The sequence below is a fragment of the Flagellimonas amphidinii genome (assembly GCF_013090115.1).
GTDB classification, from domain to species: domain Bacteria; phylum Bacteroidota; class Bacteroidia; order Flavobacteriales; family Flavobacteriaceae; genus Flagellimonas; species Flagellimonas amphidinii.
Genome location: NZ_JABFNN010000030.1, coordinates 120,969 through 142,267, shown reverse-complemented (window position 1 = coordinate 142,267; position 21,299 = coordinate 120,969). Strand labels below are relative to the sequence as shown.

Annotated in this window: 21 protein-coding genes; 15 read left to right on the top strand and 6 right to left on the bottom strand. The window is 38.9% G+C overall.

Features of this window, described 5'->3' with window-relative positions; genetic code table 11:
• The first annotated feature begins 86 nt into the window (after positions 1 to 86).
• The 5 genes from HJC33_RS07310 to HJC33_RS07290 all read left to right on the top strand — a co-directional run bounded on the left by HJC33_RS07310 (position 87) and on the right by HJC33_RS07290 (position 5,622).
• Entirely contained in the window at positions 87 to 1,670 is a 1,584-nt protein-coding gene (locus HJC33_RS07310; RefSeq protein ID WP_171658158.1) for a serine hydrolase domain-containing protein, read from the top strand.
• A 141-nt stretch (positions 1,671 to 1,811) separates the two neighbouring features.
• Positions 1,812 to 2,945 (top strand): SPFH domain-containing protein, encoded by a 1,134-nt coding sequence (locus tag HJC33_RS07305; protein WP_171658157.1) that lies wholly within the window; start codon positions 1,812 to 1,814, stop codon positions 2,943 to 2,945.
• Positions 2,946 to 2,948: 3 nt separating this feature from the next.
• Positions 2,949 to 4,037: a TFIIB-type zinc ribbon-containing protein gene (locus HJC33_RS07300; protein WP_171658156.1), complete on the top strand. Its 1,089-nt coding sequence runs from the start codon at positions 2,949 to 2,951 to the stop codon at positions 4,035 to 4,037.
• A 215-nt stretch (positions 4,038 to 4,252) separates the two neighbouring features.
• Positions 4,253 to 5,215: an SMP-30/gluconolactonase/LRE family protein gene (locus tag HJC33_RS07295; RefSeq protein ID WP_171658155.1), complete on the top strand. Its 963-nt coding sequence runs from the start codon at positions 4,253 to 4,255 to the stop codon at positions 5,213 to 5,215.
• Positions 5,212 to 5,622, top strand: coding sequence for a hypothetical protein (locus HJC33_RS07290; protein WP_171658154.1), 411 nt, complete (start codon positions 5,212 to 5,214; stop codon positions 5,620 to 5,622). The genes HJC33_RS07295 and HJC33_RS07290 overlap by 4 nt, the downstream gene beginning before the upstream one ends.
• Here HJC33_RS07290 and HJC33_RS07285 read toward each other — a convergent pair whose 3' ends face one another.
• The gene (locus tag HJC33_RS07285; protein ID WP_246245505.1) at positions 5,623 to 6,654 is read right to left on the bottom strand and encodes a lactonase family protein; all 1,032 of its coding nucleotides are present in this window, start codon (positions 6,652 to 6,654) and stop codon (positions 5,623 to 5,625) included.
• 146 nt (positions 6,655 to 6,800) lie between these two features.
• Between HJC33_RS07285 and HJC33_RS07280 the strand changes: the two genes are divergently transcribed.
• The 3 genes from HJC33_RS07280 (at position 6,801) to HJC33_RS07270 (ending at position 9,474) form a co-directional block, all read left to right on the top strand.
• Positions 6,801 to 7,814 carry a helix-turn-helix domain-containing protein gene (locus HJC33_RS07280; RefSeq protein WP_171658152.1) on the top strand — a complete coding sequence of 338 codons (1,014 nt, stop codon included), beginning with the start codon at positions 6,801 to 6,803 and terminating at the stop codon, positions 7,812 to 7,814.
• 69 nt (positions 7,815 to 7,883) lie between these two features.
• Entirely contained in the window at positions 7,884 to 9,035 is a 1,152-nt protein-coding gene (locus HJC33_RS07275) for a PQQ-dependent sugar dehydrogenase (protein WP_171658151.1), read from the top strand.
• 10 nt (positions 9,036 to 9,045) lie between these two features.
• Complete coding sequence (locus HJC33_RS07270) at positions 9,046 to 9,474, top strand: nuclear transport factor 2 family protein (protein ID WP_171658150.1); 429 nt, start codon at positions 9,046 to 9,048, stop codon at positions 9,472 to 9,474.
• Here the strand turns inward: HJC33_RS07270 and HJC33_RS07265 are convergent.
• From HJC33_RS07265 to hemH, 3 genes are read right to left on the bottom strand one after another with little or no spacing between them, the layout of a single operon-like run.
• Positions 9,471 to 10,859, bottom strand: a complete 1,389-nt coding sequence (locus tag HJC33_RS07265) for an MATE family efflux transporter (RefSeq protein WP_171658149.1) — start codon at positions 10,857 to 10,859, stop codon at positions 9,471 to 9,473. The genes HJC33_RS07270 and HJC33_RS07265 overlap by 4 nt on opposite strands.
• 14 nt (positions 10,860 to 10,873) lie before the next feature.
• Positions 10,874 to 11,662 (bottom strand): DUF3050 domain-containing protein, encoded by a 789-nt coding sequence (locus tag HJC33_RS07260; protein WP_171658148.1) that lies wholly within the window; start codon positions 11,660 to 11,662, stop codon positions 10,874 to 10,876.
• Between the two features lie 16 nt (positions 11,663 to 11,678).
• Positions 11,679 to 12,722, bottom strand: coding sequence for a ferrochelatase (gene hemH / locus HJC33_RS07255; RefSeq protein WP_171658147.1), 1,044 nt, complete (start codon positions 12,720 to 12,722; stop codon positions 11,679 to 11,681).
• 283 nt (positions 12,723 to 13,005) lie between these two features.
• On the opposite strand from hemH, the gene HJC33_RS07250 reads away from it, so the two are divergent.
• Both HJC33_RS07250 and HJC33_RS07245 read left to right on the top strand, forming a co-directional pair.
• The gene (locus tag HJC33_RS07250) at positions 13,006 to 14,265 is read left to right on the top strand and encodes a hypothetical protein (RefSeq protein ID WP_171658146.1); all 1,260 of its coding nucleotides are present in this window, start codon (positions 13,006 to 13,008) and stop codon (positions 14,263 to 14,265) included.
• 104 nt (positions 14,266 to 14,369) lie between these two features.
• A complete protein-coding gene (locus tag HJC33_RS07245; RefSeq protein WP_246245504.1) occupies positions 14,370 to 15,119 on the top strand; it encodes an N-acetylmuramoyl-L-alanine amidase-like domain-containing protein in 750 nt (249 codons plus the stop codon).
• Here the strand turns inward: HJC33_RS07245 and HJC33_RS07240 are convergent.
• Positions 15,105 to 15,869: a ThuA domain-containing protein gene (locus tag HJC33_RS07240; protein ID WP_171658144.1), complete on the bottom strand. Its 765-nt coding sequence runs from the start codon at positions 15,867 to 15,869 to the stop codon at positions 15,105 to 15,107. The genes HJC33_RS07245 and HJC33_RS07240 overlap by 15 nt on opposite strands.
• Positions 15,870 to 15,879: 10 nt before the next feature.
• Positions 15,880 to 16,767 carry a helix-turn-helix domain-containing protein gene (locus tag HJC33_RS07235; RefSeq protein ID WP_171658143.1) on the bottom strand — a complete coding sequence of 296 codons (888 nt, stop codon included), beginning with the start codon at positions 16,765 to 16,767 and terminating at the stop codon, positions 15,880 to 15,882.
• Positions 16,768 to 16,968: 201 nt separating this feature from the next.
• On the opposite strand from HJC33_RS07235, the gene hemA reads away from it, so the two are divergent.
• Genes hemA through HJC33_RS07210 form a run of 5 tightly spaced genes read left to right on the top strand, consistent with a single transcriptional unit; the run spans position 16,969 to position 21,297 of the window.
• Entirely contained in the window at positions 16,969 to 18,225 is a 1,257-nt protein-coding gene (hemA, locus tag HJC33_RS07230) for a glutamyl-tRNA reductase (protein WP_171658142.1), read from the top strand.
• Positions 18,222 to 19,148, top strand: coding sequence for a hydroxymethylbilane synthase (gene hemC / locus HJC33_RS07225; RefSeq protein WP_171658141.1), 927 nt, complete (start codon positions 18,222 to 18,224; stop codon positions 19,146 to 19,148). Before hemA ends, hemC begins: the two co-directional genes overlap by 4 nt.
• A complete protein-coding gene (locus tag HJC33_RS07220) occupies positions 19,126 to 19,791 on the top strand; it encodes a uroporphyrinogen-III synthase (RefSeq protein ID WP_171658140.1) in 666 nt (221 codons plus the stop codon). The genes hemC and HJC33_RS07220 overlap by 23 nt, the downstream gene beginning before the upstream one ends.
• Positions 19,784 to 20,806, top strand: a complete 1,023-nt coding sequence (hemE, locus tag HJC33_RS07215) for a uroporphyrinogen decarboxylase (RefSeq protein ID WP_171658139.1) — start codon at positions 19,784 to 19,786, stop codon at positions 20,804 to 20,806. The genes HJC33_RS07220 and hemE overlap by 8 nt, the downstream gene beginning before the upstream one ends.
• Complete coding sequence (locus tag HJC33_RS07210; RefSeq protein WP_409557874.1) at positions 20,806 to 21,297, top strand: DUF6973 domain-containing protein; 492 nt, start codon at positions 20,806 to 20,808, stop codon at positions 21,295 to 21,297. The genes hemE and HJC33_RS07210 overlap by 1 nt, the downstream gene beginning before the upstream one ends.
• Positions 21,298 to 21,299: the final 2 nt, after the last annotated feature.

The following is a 21,299-nucleotide window of genomic DNA, read 5'->3' as shown; positions in this document are numbered from 1 at the left end:
CAATTTAAACCAATTTGAAAATTCAATGACAAATTGTAACTTTTTAAAAAATCTTATGTCTTTCACTAAATCCATAATAAATCAAAATGAAAAACGGACTACAACTTCTATGGGCGTGCACTTTCCTTTTGGCAGTGTCCTGCACCCCTGAAACAAAAAAAGACACACCACAGAAAAATATGGTGAAACAGGTGTCCCGGACCTATAAACATCCTGTTTTTGAAAATGATGGTCGTCTTCAAAAAATCAAGGAATTGGAAACTGAGCTGCAACAAATATTCGAGGAACATGCCTTGGACAGGAAAATTCCCGGTATAGCCTATGGCATTGTTGTTGACGATTCCCTGATCATTGCTTCGGCAACAGGTGTCTCTGAAATTGAAAACAAGACTCCCGTTACCACCCGTACTTCATTTAGAATAGCCTCAATGACAAAGAGCTTCACGGCCATGGCCATTTTGAAATTGCGCGATGAAGGAAAACTATCGCTGAACGACCCGGTTGAAAAATATATTCCAGAGTTGCAAAGCCTTGAATATCTCACCGGGGATGCCCCTATTCTTGATATTGAGAATTTAATGACCATGACCGCAGGTTTTCCGGAAGACAATCCTTGGGGAGACCGCCAGTTGGCCATGGGCAATGAAGATTTTATGGCCCTTGTGGCCAAAGGCCTGTCCATGTCCAAAATACCATCTTCAGAATATGAGTACAGCAATACCGGCTATGCCATGCTCGGGTATATTGTTTCAAAAGTATCGGGTACAGCATTCCAAGAATACATACAAAACCAAATTCTTCTCCCTTTGGGAATGAACGAAACCTATTGGGAGTACGCCAATGTTCCCAAAAAGCAATTGGCGCATGGCTACCGATGGGAAGATGAAATGTGGAAAGAAGAACCCATGCTCCATGACGGGGCTTTTGGTTCCATGGGAGGATTGATCACTTCCATTGAGGATTTCAGCAAATACGTCAGCTTTCACTTAGCTGCCTGGCCATCTAGAAGTGATGGGGACAATGGTCCGGTCAAAAGAAGCTCGGTCAGGGAAATGCACACCCCACAATTTAATTTCCTGAACTCCTGGAACCGGGATCGTAACAACGAACCGTGCGCAAGAATGATCGGTTATGGTTACGGCCTTGGAATCTCTATGGACTGCAAACGTATTACGCGAATATCTCACGGTGGGGCTTTGCCCGGTTTTGGCAGTAATTATGCTTTTTTTCCAGACTATGGCATTGGAATAATGGCCTTTGGAAACAGAACATACACTGGTCCCGTACCTTATGATAAAATAGAGCAATTGCTATTTGAGACATTGGATTTACAAACTCGAAAGCTCCCTGTTTCTGACATCTTGAAAAAGAGAAAGGAGGATATTCTTGACCTGATCAACAATGGAAAAGTCAATCTGGACGCGCCTATTTTTGCCGATAATTTTTTCTTGGACAGATCCAAAGACAAAAGAACACAGGAAATCCAAGAAATTTTGGACAAGGCCGGTGCCATTAAAAAGAGCCAAGACATACGGCCAAGAAATCAACTGCGTGGTGATTTTACCATCGAATGTAAAAACGGAACCATAAACATTTTCTTCACCTTGACCCCAGAAAAGAATCCCATGATACAACGGTTGGATGTGTCTTTTTCTCCTAATGAGAAATAAAGATTTCTTGAATAAGACAATAAGACAGGGGTTCCAAATGAAGTGTTCATTGTAACAAAACCTTCCAATTTCATACAAATCTAACAGAAGTAAAGTTCATTTTTTATAGTTTTAAGCACGATTTAATCTAAACACCATACCATGGATATTTTTGGAAAAATAAAAGAAAAGCTCTCCCATGAATTTATTGATATTGTTGAGTGGCTCGATTATACCGATGACACCATTGCGCATCGGTTTGAACGCTATCAAAATGAAATAAAGAACGGGGCAAAGCTTATTGTTAGGGAAGGGCAGACCGCCGTTTTTGTCAATGAAGGGCAATTGGCCGATGTATTTGAGCCCGGCACTTACGATCTTACCACCCAGAATCTGCCTATTCTAGCCACCTTGAAAGGCTGGAAATATGGTTTTAACTCTCCGTTCAAAGCAGAGGTTTACTTTGTAAACACCCATTTGTTCACTGATGAAAAATGGGGGACCAAGAGCCCCATCACCCTAAGCGATGATCGTTTTGGTCTGGTGGAAATACGAGCTTTTGGAACCTATGCCTTTAAGGTTTCCGATGCCGGAAAGTTCATCGTCGACATTGTTGGGACCGATAGCAACTTCACCAATTTTGAAATCAACGAACACCTAAAAAGTTTGATCGCCACCCGTTTTACCGATACCGTGGGCGAGGCCAATCTGCCCATAGAGCTCTATGCGGCCAATACTTCCGAACTTTCAGATACTTGTAGAGAGGTAATGGCTCCAGAATTTGAAAGTGTTGGGATTTCCTTGGAGAAATTCTATATCGAAAATGTCTCTATGCCCGAAGACCTCAAGAAAGAGATTTTTGAGTACAGCCGTATCGACAAATTGGATTTGGACAAATTGACCAAGTTCAAAACTGCAAAAGCCATTGAGGCCGCCGCAAAAAATGAAGGAGGTACTGCTGGTGCTGGAATGGGTATGGGAATGGGCTTTGTACTTGCACAACAAATGGGAGGCATGATGAGTCCACAGATGGGTGGAAATCCGCAAATGCAACAAGCTAGTGCTGCTGTTCCTCCACCAATGCCCGTTCAAGTACAATATTTTTATGCAGTAAATGGAACCCAACAAGGACCTGTTTCCTTTGAGCAATTGCAGGCACTTTTTGCTGGACGCACCATTAACCGTGACAGTTTGGTCTGGAAACAAGGTATGGCCAACTGGACGGCCCTTAAAGATGTGGAAGAGTTAAAATCGTTCTTGGGAGGTAATACCCCGCCACCATTGCCAAATTCATAGTGCTTGGAACCATCCATCCAAAAAACAGAGCTTAAAAAATCCTGTATCAACTGCGGTGCTGAGCTTACTTACAAGCCCGGCACCACAAGTATCAGTTGTGAGTATTGCGGACACCAAGAATCAATCAATATTGATGAAAATGGATTTGAGGAGTTGGAGCTTTACCCATACCTCAAGGAAATGGGGGGGCAAAAACACAGCGAGGAGATTTCCATGTTGCATTGCAAAAACTGTGGCGCCGAGCAACATGTTGAGGAAAATTACAAATCGCTTCATTGTGTGTATTGCAGTATGCCTTTAGTGATTGAAGATGCTTATAAACAGGAATGGATCTTACCCGGTGCCGTACTTCCCTTTCAAATTGAAAAAGAAAAGTCCTTCGGCATCTTTAAAAAATGGGTGGACAGTTTGTGGTGGGCCCCCAACAAATTGAAAAAAGCCTCTTTAGACCCGCAATTTACCAAAGGATTGTATTTACCTTATTGGACTTTTGATGCCCAGCTCACAGCATCTTACACTGGGCAAAGGGGAGAGTATTATTATGAAACCAGACGTGTGCGAAATGCCAATGGCAAAATGGTAACACAACGAGTTAGAAAAACACGTTGGTATCCTGCTTCAGGTAGGGTTTCTGGATTTGTAGATGATACCCTTATTAAAGCTTCACAACAAAAAGCAGGACGTGTACCCCGAAAAATAGCCCGTTGGAACTTGCAAAAACTACAACCCTTCAACAGTAGTTTTTTATCTGGTTTTGTTACTGAAAAATATACCATCCCCTTAAAGCAAGGACATCAATTGGCCAAAGGTGTGGCCAAGGATATTGCAGAGCGCTGGTGCCGGCAAGATATTGGGGGCGACACCCAAAGGGTGAACAGTATGGACATGAACTTGGCTGATGAAACCTTCAAGCATATTTTGCTTCCCGTTTATGTGAGCGCTTATCGGTACAAAGGAAAAGAGTATAATTTCTTCATCAATGGGGAAAATGGTTCAATCTCTGGCTCCAGACCATATAGTGCTTGGAAAATTATATTGGCCATTTTGTTCGGTGTACTTATTATTGCCCTCCTTGTTTGGTTCAATCAATAGGCAAATTTCCTTTCAAATGTGACGTAAATCCAATTACTGTTTCTAAACATATAGTAGGAACAAGTACTTTGCGAGATAAAATCTTAGCTTATTTCAATAAACACTAGGGCGGCCCACCAAAATTGGTGGGTTGCTTTTTTTAAGCGCATTAACTAAATCATAAAGTTGAAAGTTGAATTATTCAAAACAGTATTTTTGGAATAAATGGTCAATAAATGAGAACATTATGTTTTATCTTGATGCTAGTTTCTTGTCTGAGCGCGGCCCAGACAAAAGAACTCACCAAACTTTCATTCAAAAAAGACTTGATTCCAGAGGGTATCGCCATTGATGCCATTTCCAAAAAAATATACCTCAACAGCTTACATAATAATAAAATTGTGCGATGCAATTTTGACGGGAGCAATACCGAAGATTTCATTTCGGTCAATCAATATGGATATCTTCCAGGTTTTGGAATGACCATCAAAGGGGATACACTGTTTGCCTTGGGCAACAGTCTAGCCAGACCGGATAATTCATCCATTTTATTGTTGCTCAACATCAATTCTGGTAAGTTGATAAAGTCCTACTCCCCTAACAATTCCAACTTTATCTATTTGAATGATATTGCAATTGGCCCTAATGGAAAATGCTACATCACAGATTCTGAAAATGAAAATATATACACCATAAATAGTAAAAAGGATGCTCTGGAGGTTTTCTTCTCGCATCCAGAAATCAACCATTCAAATGGTATCGCCATTTCTCCTGATGGAAATTTACTGTATTTGGCCACCTACACTAGCGGCTTACGCATTTTAGACATCAATTCAAAGAAATTAGTGAACGCTCCCAACGATTTTAAGGGTATTGATGGAATGAAGTTTTATAAAAATAGCCTGTTGACGATTATCAATGCAAGAAGAAATGCTGACCAGAATGGGCTGTTCCAGTTTTATTTGAATAAAAGTAATTCCAAAATCATCAAACAGGAAAAACTGGATAGCTTTCAAAATGCTACGGACATTCCAACCACATTTGCACTATACAATGACCAAATGTTTTTTGTTTCAGATTCCCAATTGGATAATTTAAACCAAGAAACCAACGAAATCTTGAATCCTTTAGAATTAAAAGATTACATTTTGATCAAACAACCCATCAATTCAAAACCTTTCAAAAACCAGAATCCATGAAATTCAAAATTCCCGTCTTTATTATACTGTTTTTCATAGCTTTTCAATTTATAAAGGCGCAGGAAAAAAATGTCGTGCAGGCGAAAAATTATTGTACTGAAATTGGTCGGTTTGATTTATTGATTGATAACGATGAGGTAGCGGGCTCGTACTATCTGATACATAAAAATGCCTTAGGAGGGGTTTGGGGAATACTTACCGACCATGTGATGAAAGGCAGATGGCACGATGCCGATGGGAAAGGAGACATCATCATCACATTTAATGATGATTTTTCCTTTTTTACAGCCGATTATCGGAATGATGATGAGCCCGAAAAATGGTACAAAAATTCATGGCATGGTGCTTTGCGACCAAATTCCAGCAATGAATTTGAATTTAATGGCAAAACGTATCGCTGCGAGTAGTTAATCCAAAAACAGCAAACAGACCGGATTAGGAATGGCAAACTCATTCAAAAAATCCAATGTCCCACTTTGCGGGTCTCTTTTGTAAACCGAGATATTACTGCTTCTTTGATTCGCTACCAGTAAAAAATTTCCTGTGGGGTCCAAGGTGAAATTACGAGGCCAATCACCATGGACCGATGCTCTCCCGACCAAACTGATTTCTCCTGCTTGCTGATCAATGGAAAAAATCACAATGGTGTTTTCACCTCGATTGGAACCATATAAAAACTTGCCATCTTGTGACAGGTGAATGTCGGCACAGAAACTTTCTCCTTTAAAATCATTGGCCAAAGTGCTTTCTGTTTGAATGGGGTTAAAACCACCTTCATCATCACGCTTAAAAACGGTAATAGTTGAATTCAACTCGTTGATCACATACAAAAAGTTTCCATTGGCGCTGAATTCAAAATGGCGTGGTCCGGCACCTTCGGGTAAACTCAAATCGGCTTGATGTGCTGGACTCCATCCATCATCCTTTTTTACGTAGCGTTTCAACTTATCCAAGCCTAAATCAGCAACAAAAAGTCCATCTTTATTGAAAAGTGCCTTATGCACATGGGCAATTCCGGTAGTATCTGGAGGATTGTGCGCTATAAGTTGACGATCTCCCAGGCTTCCATCCCCATTTACATCATAAATGGCAATATTCCCTCCTGTGTAATTGGAAACTGCCAATTGTCCATCTCCAGAGAGCGCTACATGGCATGGGTGAGCTCCTCCTACACTTACGGTATTAATTTCCTTGAGATTTCCATCACTTAGTGAAAAAGCAGTTATTCCTCCGCTTACATTGTCAAAATCCTTGGTTTCCTGAATGGCATAAAGAAACTTTTTGTCATTGGAGACCGCCAAAAAAGATGGGTTGGGCAGTTGAGCCTTTAGTGTAATGGAGTCCAAAGTACCGCTTTCTGGATTAAATTTCACCTCATAAATGCCCTCACTATCACCATCGGTATAAGTTCCTATATACAAGGAAAGGTTTTTGGTCATTTCCTTTTTTTCAGAGCAACCTAACACTAATAATGAAAAGGTCAAAATTGAATATAAAAATTTCATCTGCTAAAGCTATTTGGTTAAAAATAGCAACTTCATGGGACATCTTAATTTTCTTTGGGCGATCTTTTTATTTTTGACCTATGGACAAAAATGCCATTGTTCTCGTATCAAGCTGTCTTGGAGTTGCCCAAGCGCTATTTCTATGCATTTACCTACTCACCTTACAAACTGGAAACAGAAAGGCCAATCAGTTTTTAGCATTGGCTATTTTGGGCATCACCATCCGGGTAGGAAAATCGATCCTCAATGTTTATCTGGATTTGGATCCTTGGCAACGCAATCTTGGACTGTCAGGTATTTTACTTACCGGTCCTTTTCTTTGGTTTTATGGTAAAATCCTGTTGGAGGAAGGGAAAAACCACTACAAAGGCATCTATTGGCACTTGATTCCTTTTGCGCTAATGGTGTTTGGTTGTTACTTTATTCCAAACGACGGAAGTACGGTCGCCTACGCAATATACCTTTTGGTCTTTTTACATTTGGCCATTTACCTGGTCTCATCCTTTGTGTGGGTTCACAAATTCCGTGGCGAAGCGCACCCGCAAAAAATCAAATGGTTTCGTAACCTTTCACTTGGAATTGCCTTGGTTTGGATTTTTTATATGGGTAACCTAGCTGGGGTATTTTCGTTATATATTGGAGGGGCTATCTTCTTTTCGCTTCTCATTTATATTTTTTCCTTCCTTTTTCTCCAAAAACATGCCTTCAGGTTGGGGAAATATAATACCTCAACTCTTGATAAATCTTCTTCCCAACAGTTGATGGAAAAGACTAAAAAACTGTTTCTTGATGAGAGTCTTTTCTTGGACAATTCTATTTCGCTTGAAACTGCCGCAGAAAAATTGAAGGTTCCTCCACGGAAATTATCGCAGGCCATCAATGAAAATGAACAGAAAAACTTTTCGGAATTTGTAAATGGGTATCGCATTGAAAAGGCCAAATCCTTGCTCATAAGTCCAAAGTATCAAAAAGAAAAAATTGCATCCATTGCTTATGATTGTGGTTTTGGAAATGTTACTTCATTCAATCTGGCTTTTAAATCCAAAACGCAGCTCACCCCATCAGAATACCGAAAAAAGTTTGGTTCAACCTGATTTTCGTTTTAAAAATCATGTTTTTTAAAGGCTTACTAGCCAATCTTCGCATCATTTGCATAAAAAACAATGCAAAGAATATATCTATTTTTCCTGCTGCTTGCCTGTGCTTGCTCCAAAAAAGAGTCGTCCAATGTGCATCGTTCCTTCGTGCCAACGAAACATGTGGTCTTAGATGGATTGAACCATCCTTGGAGTATTGATTTCCTATCCGAAAACGAAGCATTGGTATCCGAAAAGGATGGAAATCTTTTGCGAATCAATATTGAAACAAAAGAAAAAAGTATCATCAAAGGGTTCCCAACTGATTTGACCGACAGCATTCGTGCTATTCATTTTGGTGACAATTCAGGAATCTTTGATGTACTGTTAGATAAAAATTTCCAACAAAACCAATGGGTATATATTTCGTACACCGCAAAAAAAGTCGGATTGGGAACTACGACCAAAGTTATCCGGGCAAAGTTTGAAAAAGATTCGCTTTATGACCATGAGATTCTTTTGGAAGCAGACCCATATACCAAAGAGTATTTTCATTATGGTGGAGGCATGACCTTTGGTACAGATGGAAAACTTTACATCACCATTGGCGAGCGATTGTTTTGGGAAAGGGATGAACCTGAAATTCCAATTGCCCAGGATGTTAGCGATAAACGGGGGAAAATTTATCGTATCAATCCAGATGGAAGCATTCCTGACGATAATCCTGACTTTGGCCCTGATGCAGTTTCTGGCATTTATGCCTTGGGTATCAGAAACACGCAAGGAATTATTGTTCAACCGCAAACTGGCAACATATGGTTTACGGAACATGGCACCATTCAAGGAGATGAAATCAATATTTTAAAAGCTGGCGCTAACTACGGCTGGCCCAATATAACCAGCGGTAAATTGCGAAGCAATGATTATACGCCACCCAGTCTGGATGACACAATAGTTACACCTCCTGTTTGGTTTTGGCAACATACCGTGGCTCCTACCGGCCTTACTTTTTATACTGGAAAGGAATTTCCCTTTTGGAAAAACAACCTCATAGTTCCAGGTTTATCCAGAGGTAGTTTATGGCGATTCCGTATTGAAAATGAAACTATCAAAAGCGCCGAAGAACTGTTTATTGATGATAGGGTTCGTATTAGAAAGGTAAAACAAAGTCCAAGCGGAAAACTATACATCCTAACCGATGAAGACAATGGAAAATTAATAGAAATCAAAGCACAATAAATTCTTACTTATGAAAACAAAATTTTCACTTTTAGCATTCTTCTTTACTCTTTGTTCATTTGCACAAACGGAGGAAAAAGCCATTACCGAAACCTTGAACAATTACATAAATGGATCCTCTTATAATGATCCCGAATTAATTCAATCTGCATTTTATGAAGAGGCCGATTTGTACTTATCCAAAAAAGACCAAGAAATATGGGTTTTATCTCCAAAAGAATATGGCGATTTATTTTCGAACAGGAAGAAAGGTAAATTCAACGGAAGGGTTGGCAAAGTTTTGGCTATTGACTATGAAAACAATATTGCAAGTGCCAAAGCTGAAATTGTCATTGCCAGCCAAAAGATGACCTACATTGATATCTTCCTATTGAAGAAAATCAGCGGAAAATGGAAAATCATCAGCAAAGCAGCCACCTTGAAAACTGATGAAAATTAGTCCAGTGACGCAGTGAGTTTAGTCTTCACTTCATTTCTTAGGTAGAAGCCTGTAACAATAGTTGCCAATACATCGGCAATGGGAAAAGATAGCCATACTCCTATTTCACCCAAAAATTGAGGAAGCACCAATACTAAAGGAATAAAAAAGAAGCCTTGTCTGGTCAAAGTGAGCAAAAGTGCTGGAATTGCCTTGCCAACAGCCTGAAAATAAGCCGCTCCAATCAATTGCAAGGCGATGATGGGTGTTGCGGCAAAGACCAAACGTATGGCCAGAGGAGTGTGCTGCAATACAAATGCATTGGTCGCTATTTCTTCCAAGGGCAAATCTGGTTTATTGCTCAGAAAAAGTGAGGCTATCTCTCCTGGAAAAATCATTAACCCAGCAAAGACCAAAGTGGCTACCAAAGCTGCATATTTTATGGCGGTGTAGATGGATTCTTTTACACGGTCATATTGAACCGCTCCATAGTTGAATCCGGCAATGGGTAAAAACCCTTGGGTAACACCAAATACTGGAAAAAGGGCAAACATCAGCATCCTTCCTACAATGGCATAGACCGCCACCAAGGCTTCACCTCCCAAATTGAACAATATATTGTTCAACAGCAAATAAGTAATACTGGTCACCGCCTGTCTTGCCAAAGTCACAAAACCTAAAGAGCCAATCTCTTTTAAGATTGATGTGTTTAATCCGAAGTGGGTCGGGTTGATTTTTAATTCAGAATTTTTGGAAAGAAAAAAGTAAAAAATATACCCAAAGCATAACAAATAACCTCCTGTGGTGGCCCAGGCAGCCCCGTGCATGCCCCAATCAAAAACATAGATAAAAACATAATCCATCAATAAGTTCCCTACTGATGGAATTATCATGGCAATCATGGCAAATTTGGGCTTGCCTTCTGCTCTAATTACCGTATTACCCATCATACAAAGCGCCAAAAAAGGCACTCCATATAACACGATGGTGTAATATATTTTGGCTGGATCAAAAATGCTGCCCTTACCTCCAAAGGTTGGAATAAGTTCATCAACAAAATAAAGTCCTAGTGCCACCATAGAGATGGTCACTAAAAGCGTCAGGGTAATTTGATTTCCGAAAGTTTGAAGTGCTTTTTCCTTATTGCCCGACCCCAATGCTCGTGAAATAATACTGGAACCTCCAATACCAATGGCCATTCCCAATGCAGCAATAAAAAATGATACCGGAAGCACCACATTGATGGCCGCAATAGCAATGGACCCAATCCAGTTGCCCACAAAAATAGAATCGACCAGTACATTCAGTGACATGACCAATATACCGATAGAAGCCGGGACCGCTTGTTTGATCAGCAACTTGCCAATGGGTTCTATACCCAACTGATTAGAAGTTGTTTTGGCCATATTATGGATAAAAATTAGGCCTCTATTAAATTGGGCGTTTGAGCATCTATTTTTTCACTTATTTCTTCCCAAAGTGCCAATCGGTGTTCTAGGGCCCTAAGTCCATATTCAGCCACTTCTTCCGATTTATCAAGATTATCTCCGCAAAGTTCCTGAATCATTTTCAAGGCCAAGGGACCATGTTCATCTCCATCCAGTTCTATATGGCGCTTTAAATAGTATTTTAACTTAGGATATGCACTGATACCTTCTTCTTCTGAACTGTAAATGATCTGCAAAAACATATCTGGAATGACCTCTTCCCTACCAAAGGTAAAAGCAGCAGCAATACAGTGTAACTTTCCTTCTTTAATCACCTGAAAGGTAAACTTCAAGAACTGTTTTTCAGCCTTGGTGAAATCAAAGGCTTCTATGTCTTCCAAAATGGTGTCCATCCCTTGCAATGAGTCGATAAACCTTTGTATTTTTTTAGTTTCGGCACCTACTTCTTGCATTGCATCGAGGTACATTTCATAATGGCTCTTGGGATTTCCATCAACATCCATATCCGTTTCTTCTTCCAAGACAATCTCATTGATAAAACGCGCGGTAGCTGAATTTTTTGCTGGTTTCCAAGGCAGTGTGGTACAGCTCAATCCATTTTGTAACGCCTTGAGCAATGACATAAAATCCCAAACAGCATACACATGGCTTTCCATAAATATTTTTATGTCATCAACAGAAGTTAAGCGCTTATATAATTTATGGTGTTTAAGGGCATTTCTTGTGCTCAGTAGGTGTTGTTCAATTTTTTCAATCTTCATTGTTGTCTCTAGAAAATTAATGTATGTGTATTTGGGGCAGTGTGTTGTTATTCTTCCAATCTTGAATCCATTGAGACATTAACTGTGACCAATCATCACGGTCATTCAAGCATGCAATATGTTTGAATTTCTCTCCTCCTGCTTCTATGAATTCTTCTTTTCCTTCCATGGCAATTTCTTCCAAGGTTTCCAGACAATCACTAACAAATGCGGGAGTGATGACCACCAACCTTTTTTTACCTTCCTCCGCCAAACGTTCAAACTCTTTATCCGTAAAAGGTTGTAACCATGGGTCGCTGCCCAATCTGGATTGGAAGGAGGTACTGACTTTAGCTTCTGGCAAGCCTAATTCTTTTTTAACTAACTCCGTGGTATCGTAACATTGGTGGCGATAACAAGTATGGTGGGCCACTGAATTGGTGGTACAGCATTTGGCGTCCAACTTACAATGGAATTTTGTAGGGTCAGATTTCCTGATGTGCCTTTCTGGTATCCCATGATATGAAAATAGGATATGGTCGTATTCAAAATCTTGGAGCCCTTCAGCTATGCTTTTTGAAAGCACTTTAATGTAATCAGCATTGCTATAGAAAGCTGGTAATGTGGTCATGCACATTTCAGGGAAAAACTCATTTTGTACTTCCATGGCCTTCACCACAACAGTTTCATAGGAGGACATAGCGTAATGCGGGTACAGAGGAACCAGCAAAACCTCATCTACACCTTTTTCCTTGAGTTCTTGCAATGCATTTTTAATGCTCATGGAACCATAGCGCATTCCCAAGGCGATTGGAATATCGGCATCTTTGCCAACTTTGGCCATAAAACGTTCTGAAAAGACAATCAAGGGAGAGCCTTCATCCCACCATATTTTGGAATAGGCCTTTGCTGAACGTTTTGGGCGTGTGTTGAGAATGATTCCCCGCACAATGATATTTCGAAGCACGGGATTCACGTCGATAACACGCTCGTCCATTAAGAATTCATCCAAGTAAGGCTTTACATCTTTGGGGGTTGGGCTATCGGGTGAACCCAAATTGACCAGTAGTACTCCTTTCATAGCGTTCTATATAGTTTTTTTTTGAAAGGATAAAAATACTATTTGATGCTGAGTTGGCATTTCCATATTTAAAATTACTTTCTTATAACAGAATAACAATATCTAATATGAAAATTAAGACGGAAATGCCATCTTTATTTTCTTATACAGAGTTACAAATATTCATTTTAAAAGGTATAGCCTCCATACGGTTTTCAAAACATCTATCCCTAACCATTAGTTCTTTATCTAAAAAAATATTATAGATGTTTCTTTTTTTATAGGTTGCATATAAAACTCAAAAATGTCCATAAACAATTTGAACAAGTATTTCATAATTCTTTCCCTTCTGTTTTTTTCATGCTCAAATACCAATGACCCTGTAGTTGAACAAGAAGAGGAAAATAACATTACCGAAGTTTATTTCACTCTAAATGTAGGAGAGGGTTATATGGACTCTTTTAATGAGAAATGGATTTTAGTACATGATGATGAGGGTAATTTATTAAATTATGCACAATATAAAGGAGGAAGTACTATTATTTTCGAAACAGAAAAAACAGTTTCGTCAACTCTATTCGTTACAGATTTGACTATTCAAAAGGGAAATACTGAATATTACAACATAAAAACTCATTCTGAAATCCCAAAAGGAGCTATATGGGATTTCGAAAGTCCTTTTGTGAAACAAATAGAAGTTGAAGGTCAATTTGATTTAAAACTAACAAACATTCCCCAGGGGAAAAGTACTATTTTTTCAAATATTTATGGTCAAAATACAAGTGGATGGGGGGGGCAACAAATAGATAACAACCTTATTACCTCATATTATACAAAAGAGAAACAATTAGGTGCTAATGATTACCTAATCACAACTTTTGACCAAAATGGCAGTGGAAACTTTAAGCATACATTTTTAGAATATGGTGACGGGACAGATTTTACACTTGACTATGAAGATTTTGAATCAAGTGATGATATCGTTGATATTTTAATACCACCATATAATTTTATACTTGCCCGTTTAGTCGGATTTGAAGAAACAGAAGACCCCAATAGCCAAATTGGTTATACAACAACTTATTATAACGTAAATTCTAGTTTGACAGAAGAAAACACAACATGGAAATTCTGTTTTATAGATAGGTTTCCCAAGTATAATCTATCAATGTTCATGCATCTTGATGGATATTCGTACGCAACAGGCAGAAGTGGAGGAAAGTTTAGAGACTTCAACGTTCCGACAAAGCCTAATTTAAACATCACAAATCCAGCAATTGATAATTTTATTTTCAATATTGACATTGATTTTGACAACAAAGAGGTTTCTTGGGAGCATTTGGATTTTGATCAAAACAACCCTTTGCCTAATAGTTCTAGCACTTGGACATTTTTATCAAGAAAAAACTATCAATATAAAATAATCCCAGAATTACCAGAAGATATCCTCAATCTTCATCCTACATTAAATGTTGAAGAATTAGACTATAAACAAATTCAACTAAGTTCTTCTCAAGACAATACTCAAGGTTCAGTTTCAGAAATATTCCTTATTTATAATTAAGAATGAAATCTTTTTTACTTTTCTACTCTTTACTTTTGACAACTTTTGTTGCAGCTCAACAAATTACATGTTCACCAAAAGATTCTTCGCTGTTTCTTACCAAAATGCAAGACCTACGAGCATTTGAAAATGTTCAAGGGAATGATGTAATTATTGATATTGGAAAAAGTTTTTTAGGAACTCCCTACGTTGAAAAAACATTGGAAGTAGGTACTAAAGAAACCCTAGTAATCAATTTAAGAGGATTGGATTGCACCACTTTTGTTGAAAATGTCTTGACATTCAGTTTAATGTTGACAAATGGCCTTGATTCCTTTGAGGAGTTCACCCATAATTTAGAAACCATTCGGTATAGAAATGGACGATTAAATGACTATCCATCTCGCTTGCATTACTTTACGGAATGGATAAGAAACAATCAATCCAAAGGTTTGGTTGAGGATATTACCGCTGAAATCGGTGGTGAAGAGCTCCACAAACCTATCAATTTTATGGGAACACACCGTTCTTTGTACCCATTTCTAACAGATGAGAACAACTTCAATGCCATGTTGGAAGTTGAAAAAGAACTGGCAGAAGAAAACCTTTGTTATTTGCCCAAAGACAAGATTGAATCAAAAGAAAATCTGATCCAATCCGGAGATGTTATTGCTCTGGCCACTTCAATAAAAGGGTTGGATGTGACCCATACCGGTATTGCCATCCATCAACCTGATGGAAGATTACATCTGCTCCATGCATCCAGTAAAAATGGCAAAGTTGAGATTACCAAAGAACCGTTGGCGGATTACCTCAAGGGTATCAAAAGCAATATTGGAATTATAGTGGCCAGGCCTGCGCTACTTTCTCCCTAAACACCATTCAATGGCACCCAATAGGTGCTGTCTGAATTGTGGTTCATCAAAAGATGCTTCCGTATGGCCTCCTCCCGTATAGAAAGCTCTACCTCCATCATAGATGTGGTACCAAGCAATGGGGTGATTTTTACCATTAGTACCTCCGGAATAACTGCTTTCATCCAAGTTCATTAACACAGTTACATCTGGATTCAGGTTTTTGTAATTGTACCACTCATCACTTCTTGTCCAAGTGTCTGGTAAATGTGATGTGGAGGGATGTGTTTTATCCAAAACTTGAATTTTAGCATCCAACACATTGGGGTTATTGGGATGACTTTCAAAATAACCTCCTACTAGTTTACCATACCAACGCCAATCATATTCGGTATCAGAAGCTGCATGGATTCCCAGATAACTCCCCCCATTTTGAATGTATTTTTTAAAGGCTTCTTGCTGACTATCATTCAAAACATCCATGGTAGTACTTAAAAACACTACCAGTTTATAGTTTTTTAAATTCTGGTGGCTAAAATCCTCTCCTGTTTCCGTTTGCAAAGCCACAAAACCATTTTTTCTGCCCAATTCCCTTAAGGTCTGCACTCCTTTTTCTATCGATTTATGCCGGTAACCTGCAGTTTTGGTAAAAACCATAACAAGTTCTGGCATCTTAACGGCTTGGCCATCTTTTGTTGTTGGATTGTCTTGTGCATTAATACACAGCACAAAACCTATTATCCAAAGCAAGGATAATTTTATATTTTTCATTGGTACGTTTTTAGGTATTGGAAGTTAAATATTTTTTTGGCGTTGTGCCATATTTCTTTTTAAATGAGGCAATAAAATGACTGGCTGTGCTATATCCAACTTTTAACCCCACTTCGTTTACATTATGCTTGCCTGTTTCCAACATTTTTCTGGCGTATTCCATTTTGTAATCGAACAAAAAGCTATACACGGAATCGCCATAGATCTGTTTAAATCCTTCTTTTAATTTTTTCAAGCTAAGACCAATTTCTTTGGAGAGTTCAGAAAGCGAAGGAGGTTCCGCCATACGGGAGATAATAATTTCTTTGGCCAGTTTTATGCGCCGAACATTATCTTCATCGGCCAGAAAAGGACATTGCTCCAAATCGGCGTCCTCAGTCTTGTTGAAATAGAGTGAAATCAATTCGTAAACCTTTCCCTTTACATATAATTGTTTGATGGACGGATGTAAATTGTAGTTCATCAATTGGCTCAACACAACAGCAATGGCCGGTGAAACAACTTCTTGGGAATAGTATTTCTTTTCCTTGTTCTCCTCGCTCAAAAAAGGAATATAACTGGCTTCGGATGAAAAAAGAGAATGAAAGTTCCGTATCGTCATCACTACTGATAACAGCCAAGTTTTTGGAGATACCATTAAATGTAATGGCAAGTCTTTCTGCGTATTATAAAGTAGTAAAGAATTTTCTTCCGAAACTTCTAAATGATAGGCTCCTTGATTAAAATAGAATTTGGACTCTCCCTTTAAACAAAAATGAAACTGAATGAAAGAACTGTCAATTTCACGCTCAATAACTTTCGGTTCATCCGTATCATTCTGAATTTTAAGGACATAAAAACCATCTTCAACCAACACTTCCCTATATGAACCTTTGGCGACATTTTTCATGGATATCATGTATTTATTTTGATTAAAAGCTCTATTTAGAATGACTCTAAATTAATTTAGAGTACATCAAATATATCAATAAAATCAGTGTTTTTGGCAGATTTAGCCAAAAATAACGCTAAAGGCACTTGTGTTTGTCATTAATAGTTCCGCTGGCGTTATTTTTTAAGAAACAATGCTTTTATTTTTGCGTCACGATTTTTATCCTTTATGAGGAACTACCATATTTCACGACATAATTCCTTCTATGCTATTGGGCTTAGTTACAAGAAGGCAGATGCAGAGGTTAGGGGAAAGTTTAGTTTGGATGTTCCGGCCATAGACAGTGTCATGGTCAAAGCCAAAGAGCTTGGGGTTGATGGCCTTTTGGCAATCTCCACATGCAACAGAACGGAACTCTACGGTTTTGCCCAACATCCTTATCAGCTTATTAAATTACTTTGTGAGGAGACTCTTGGCACGGTCGAAGAGTTTCAAAAAGTGGCCTATGTGTATAAAAATCATGATGCTATTTCACATATGTTCAAAGTGGGAACTGGCTTGGACAGCCAAATTCTTGGAGATTTTGAAATCATAAGTCAAATTAAACAAGGATTTTATCGCTCTAAAAAACAAGACATGGCCAACCCGTTTTTGGAGCGTTTGTGCAATGCAGTGATTCAGGCCAGCAAGCGCATCAAAAATGAAACCGACCTGTCCTCTGGAGCTACCTCTGTGGCTTTTGCATCGGTAAAATATATTTTGAACACTATTCCCAATATTTCTGATAAGAACATTTTACTGTTTGGAACAGGGAAAATTGGAAGAAACACTTGCGAAAACCTCATCAAACATTCCAACAATTCCCATATTACCTTAATCAATAGGACTCGGGAAAAGGCAGAGGCCATTGCTGGAAAGTTCAAACTCACCGTGAAGGATTACGGTGATCTGCAAACGGAAATAAGAAAAACAGATATCTTGGTCGTGGCCACCGGAGCTCAATTGCCCACCATTTCAAAAGCACTCATCCACACCAAAAAACCTTTATTGATTTTAGATCTTTCTGTGCCAAAAAATGTTTCTGATGATGTTTTAGATCTAGAAAATATTTCTTTGGTACACTTGGACCAGCTTTCGCAAATAACGGATGAGACACTTGCACAGCGTAAAAAAGATATTCCAAAGGCACAAGGAATCATCGAGAGTGTAAAAAAGGACTTTTTAAAATGGTTGGAAACTCGAAAGTTTGCACCTGTAATTAATGCGCTCAAGGAAAAACTCAAGACCATGAAGGCAGAGGAGATTGATTTTCATTCCAAAAAAATATCTGATTTTGACCAACATCAGGCAGAGATGATTTCAGAGCGCATCATTCAAAAAATAACCAAGCAATTTGCCAACCACCTGAAAAGCTCAGAAGTAGATACGGAAGACAGTCTTGAACTTATCCAAAAAGTCTTTCAGCTAGAAATTGATTCCAAATGAGCAAAATCATACGAATTGGCACCCGCGATAGTGAATTAGCGCTATGGCAAGCAAACACCGTTCAGCAAAAACTTGAGGAGTTGGGGTATGATACGTCCCTCGTTCCCATTAAATCAACAGGAGATCAAATTCTGGACAAACCCCTTTATGAATTGGGTGTTACTGGAATTTTTACCAAGACGTTGGATGTTGCGCTACTAAAAGGTCAAATAGATATTGCTGTTCATTCCATGAAGGATGTGCCAACGCAGTTGCCCAAAGGCATTGTGCAAGTTGCTGTTTTGGAACGTGCTGTTGCCCATGATATTTTGGTGCATAAAGGATTGGGTTTTCTGGAATCAAATGAAAATATCACCATCGCTACAGGTAGCCTACGAAGAAAAGCCCAATGGTTGCATAAATATCCCGAACATGCTGTAGTTGATTTACGTGGCAATGTCAATACCCGGCTACTTAAACTCATCGAAAACGATTGGGAGGGAGCCATTTTTGCCCAAGCTGGACTTCAACGTATCAAATTAATGCCAAAAGATGCTTTGTTATTAGATTGGATGATTCCGGCTCCAGCGCAAGGCGCCATGATGGTTGTTGCCAAAGAGGAGGATGAATTATCAAGAGAAGCCTTGGGGAAACTCAATCATGAAGGTTCTGAGATTGCCACAAATATTGAACGTGAATTTTTACGCACCCTGGAAGGTGGCTGTACGGCTCCCATCGGCGCAATAGCCCAAATAAAAGAACAATCGGTTTATTTTACGGGTGCTTTGTTTTCGTTGGATGGGAAGCAAAAAATTGAAATCGAAAAAACGGTTCCCCTGCCTAAAGTCAAAGATTTTGGGAAAGCTTGCGCAGAAGAGATTCTGAAAAAAGGAGGCGATGCACTAATGAAGGAAATTAGAAATGAAAACAGTGCTCTCCACTAAATTGCTCAGCCTGCCTCAAAAAGAATTGCTGCTCAACTCGGGATTGGGTCTGGTGGAGCAGGATGCATTGCATATTGAATTGTTGAAAGTGAACATTCCACAAGGATTTAGCAACTACATTTTTACAAGTAAAAATGGGGTTAAAGCATTTTTGTCACAAACTAAAGCATGGGATTATGTAAACTTTCAGTGCTTTTGTGTAGGAGAAAAAACAAAAATGATTTTGGAGGAAAACAACCTAAAAGTTGTAAAAACTACCAAAAATGCTACAGATTTGGCTGATTTCATCTTCAAAAACCACCAAAATGAAACATTTTTGTTTTTATGTGGCAATCAAAGAAGAGACGAATTACCTTCAAGCTTAGAAAAAAATAACATTCGGTATAAAGAAGTTCAGGTTTACAATACAATTTTAAACCCTAAGAAGTTCAATCGCTCTTTTGATGGGATACTTTTCTATAGCCCTAGTGGAATCAAAAGTTTTCTTGTAGAGAATTCCATGGGAGAAAGCATGGTTTTCTGTATTGGAAATACAACTGCTTCTGAAGCAAAAAAACATACCAACAACATCATTACGGCCAATAGACCTACTGTGGAAAATGTCTTGGTTCAAGCCATAAAATATTTCAAACAACATGATTAAAAACGATTTGTTCCTACGCGCACTTAAAGGTGAAACTGTTGACCGCCCCCCAGTTTGGATGATGCGACAAGCCGGTCGGTATCTTCCCGAATTCATGGAGCTCAAAGAAAAATATGATTTCTTCACCCGTTGCCAGACCCCTGAATTGGCTTCAGAAATTACTGTTCAGCCTATTCGACGTTATGGAATGGATGCAGCCATTTTGTTCAGTGACATTTTGGTGATTCCGCAGGCCATGGATATTGAGGTTCAGATGAAACCCAATTTTGGCCCATACTTACCCAATCCTATTCGATCCAAAGAAGATTTAGAGAAGGTAATTATTCCCAATATCCAAGATTCTTTGGGCTATGTGTTGGATGCCATCACCATGACCAAGGAAAAATTGAATGATGAAATTCCATTGATTGGTTTTGCAGGTTCTCCTTGGACCATTTTGTGCTATTGCGTAGAAGGTCAAGGCAGTAAAAGTTTTGACAAGGCAAGGGGGTTTTGTTTTCAGCAACCTGAAGTTGCACATCAATTATTGCAAAGAATAACAGATACCACAATCGCTTACTTAAAAGCTAAGGTAAAAGCAGGTGTAAACGCGGTACAGATATTTGATTCCTGGGGTGGAATGTTGTCCCCCAAGGACTATTTGGAATTTTCTTGGCCTTATATCCAGCAAATTATTGATGCCCTAAAAGAAATGGTGCCAGTAATCGTATTTGGAAAAGGATGTTGGTTTGCGCTAAAAGAAATGGCACAGTCGGGAGCATCTGCCGTTGGGGTGGACTGGACGTGTTCTGCCCAAAATGCACGCTACCTGACTGGTGGTAATATTACCTTGCAAGGCAACTTTGATCCTGCTCGATTACTTTCTCCCCCATCTGAAATCAAAAAAATGGTTACGCAGATGATCCGAGAATTTGGCAAGGACAAATACATTGTGAATTTAGGTCATGGTATTTTGCCCAATATCCCCATTGAAAATGCAAAAGCATTTATTGATGCCGTAAAAGAATACAAGTAGTGAACCCATTTGAGGTACTAAGAAGGGTAAGTTTTAAAAATCTATTGAAAATCTTATTTTTAGGTTTTCGCCATCCGGCATTTATCATCCCCACCATTAGAGCCACTAAAGAATGTCTCAAAATGTCAACAGAACTGTATGGTCGACTTCATTTTAGAAACGGACCTGCAAATGCTTTTAGACATGCCTATTGGAATTATGCCATTGCAGAGAAGTGCCTTAGTGTGAGGAGGAATGAAAATAAAGTGTTGACCTGGACAAAAAAAGTAACAGATTGGCATGAAAATGCCTTTCCCAATAGAGAGTTGGACAAACTAATGGATTTGCACAACAACAAAGTTGGGCGTCATATTTTTATGAAGACAATTCAGCAACCAAAAACCAATGTCTTGGAAATTTTCAAGGAAATGACAACACAATCACAAAAAATAACAGCTCCAGAAGACATTACAAAATTGGAAAATAGACTGGTTCATATCATTGATGAGTAATA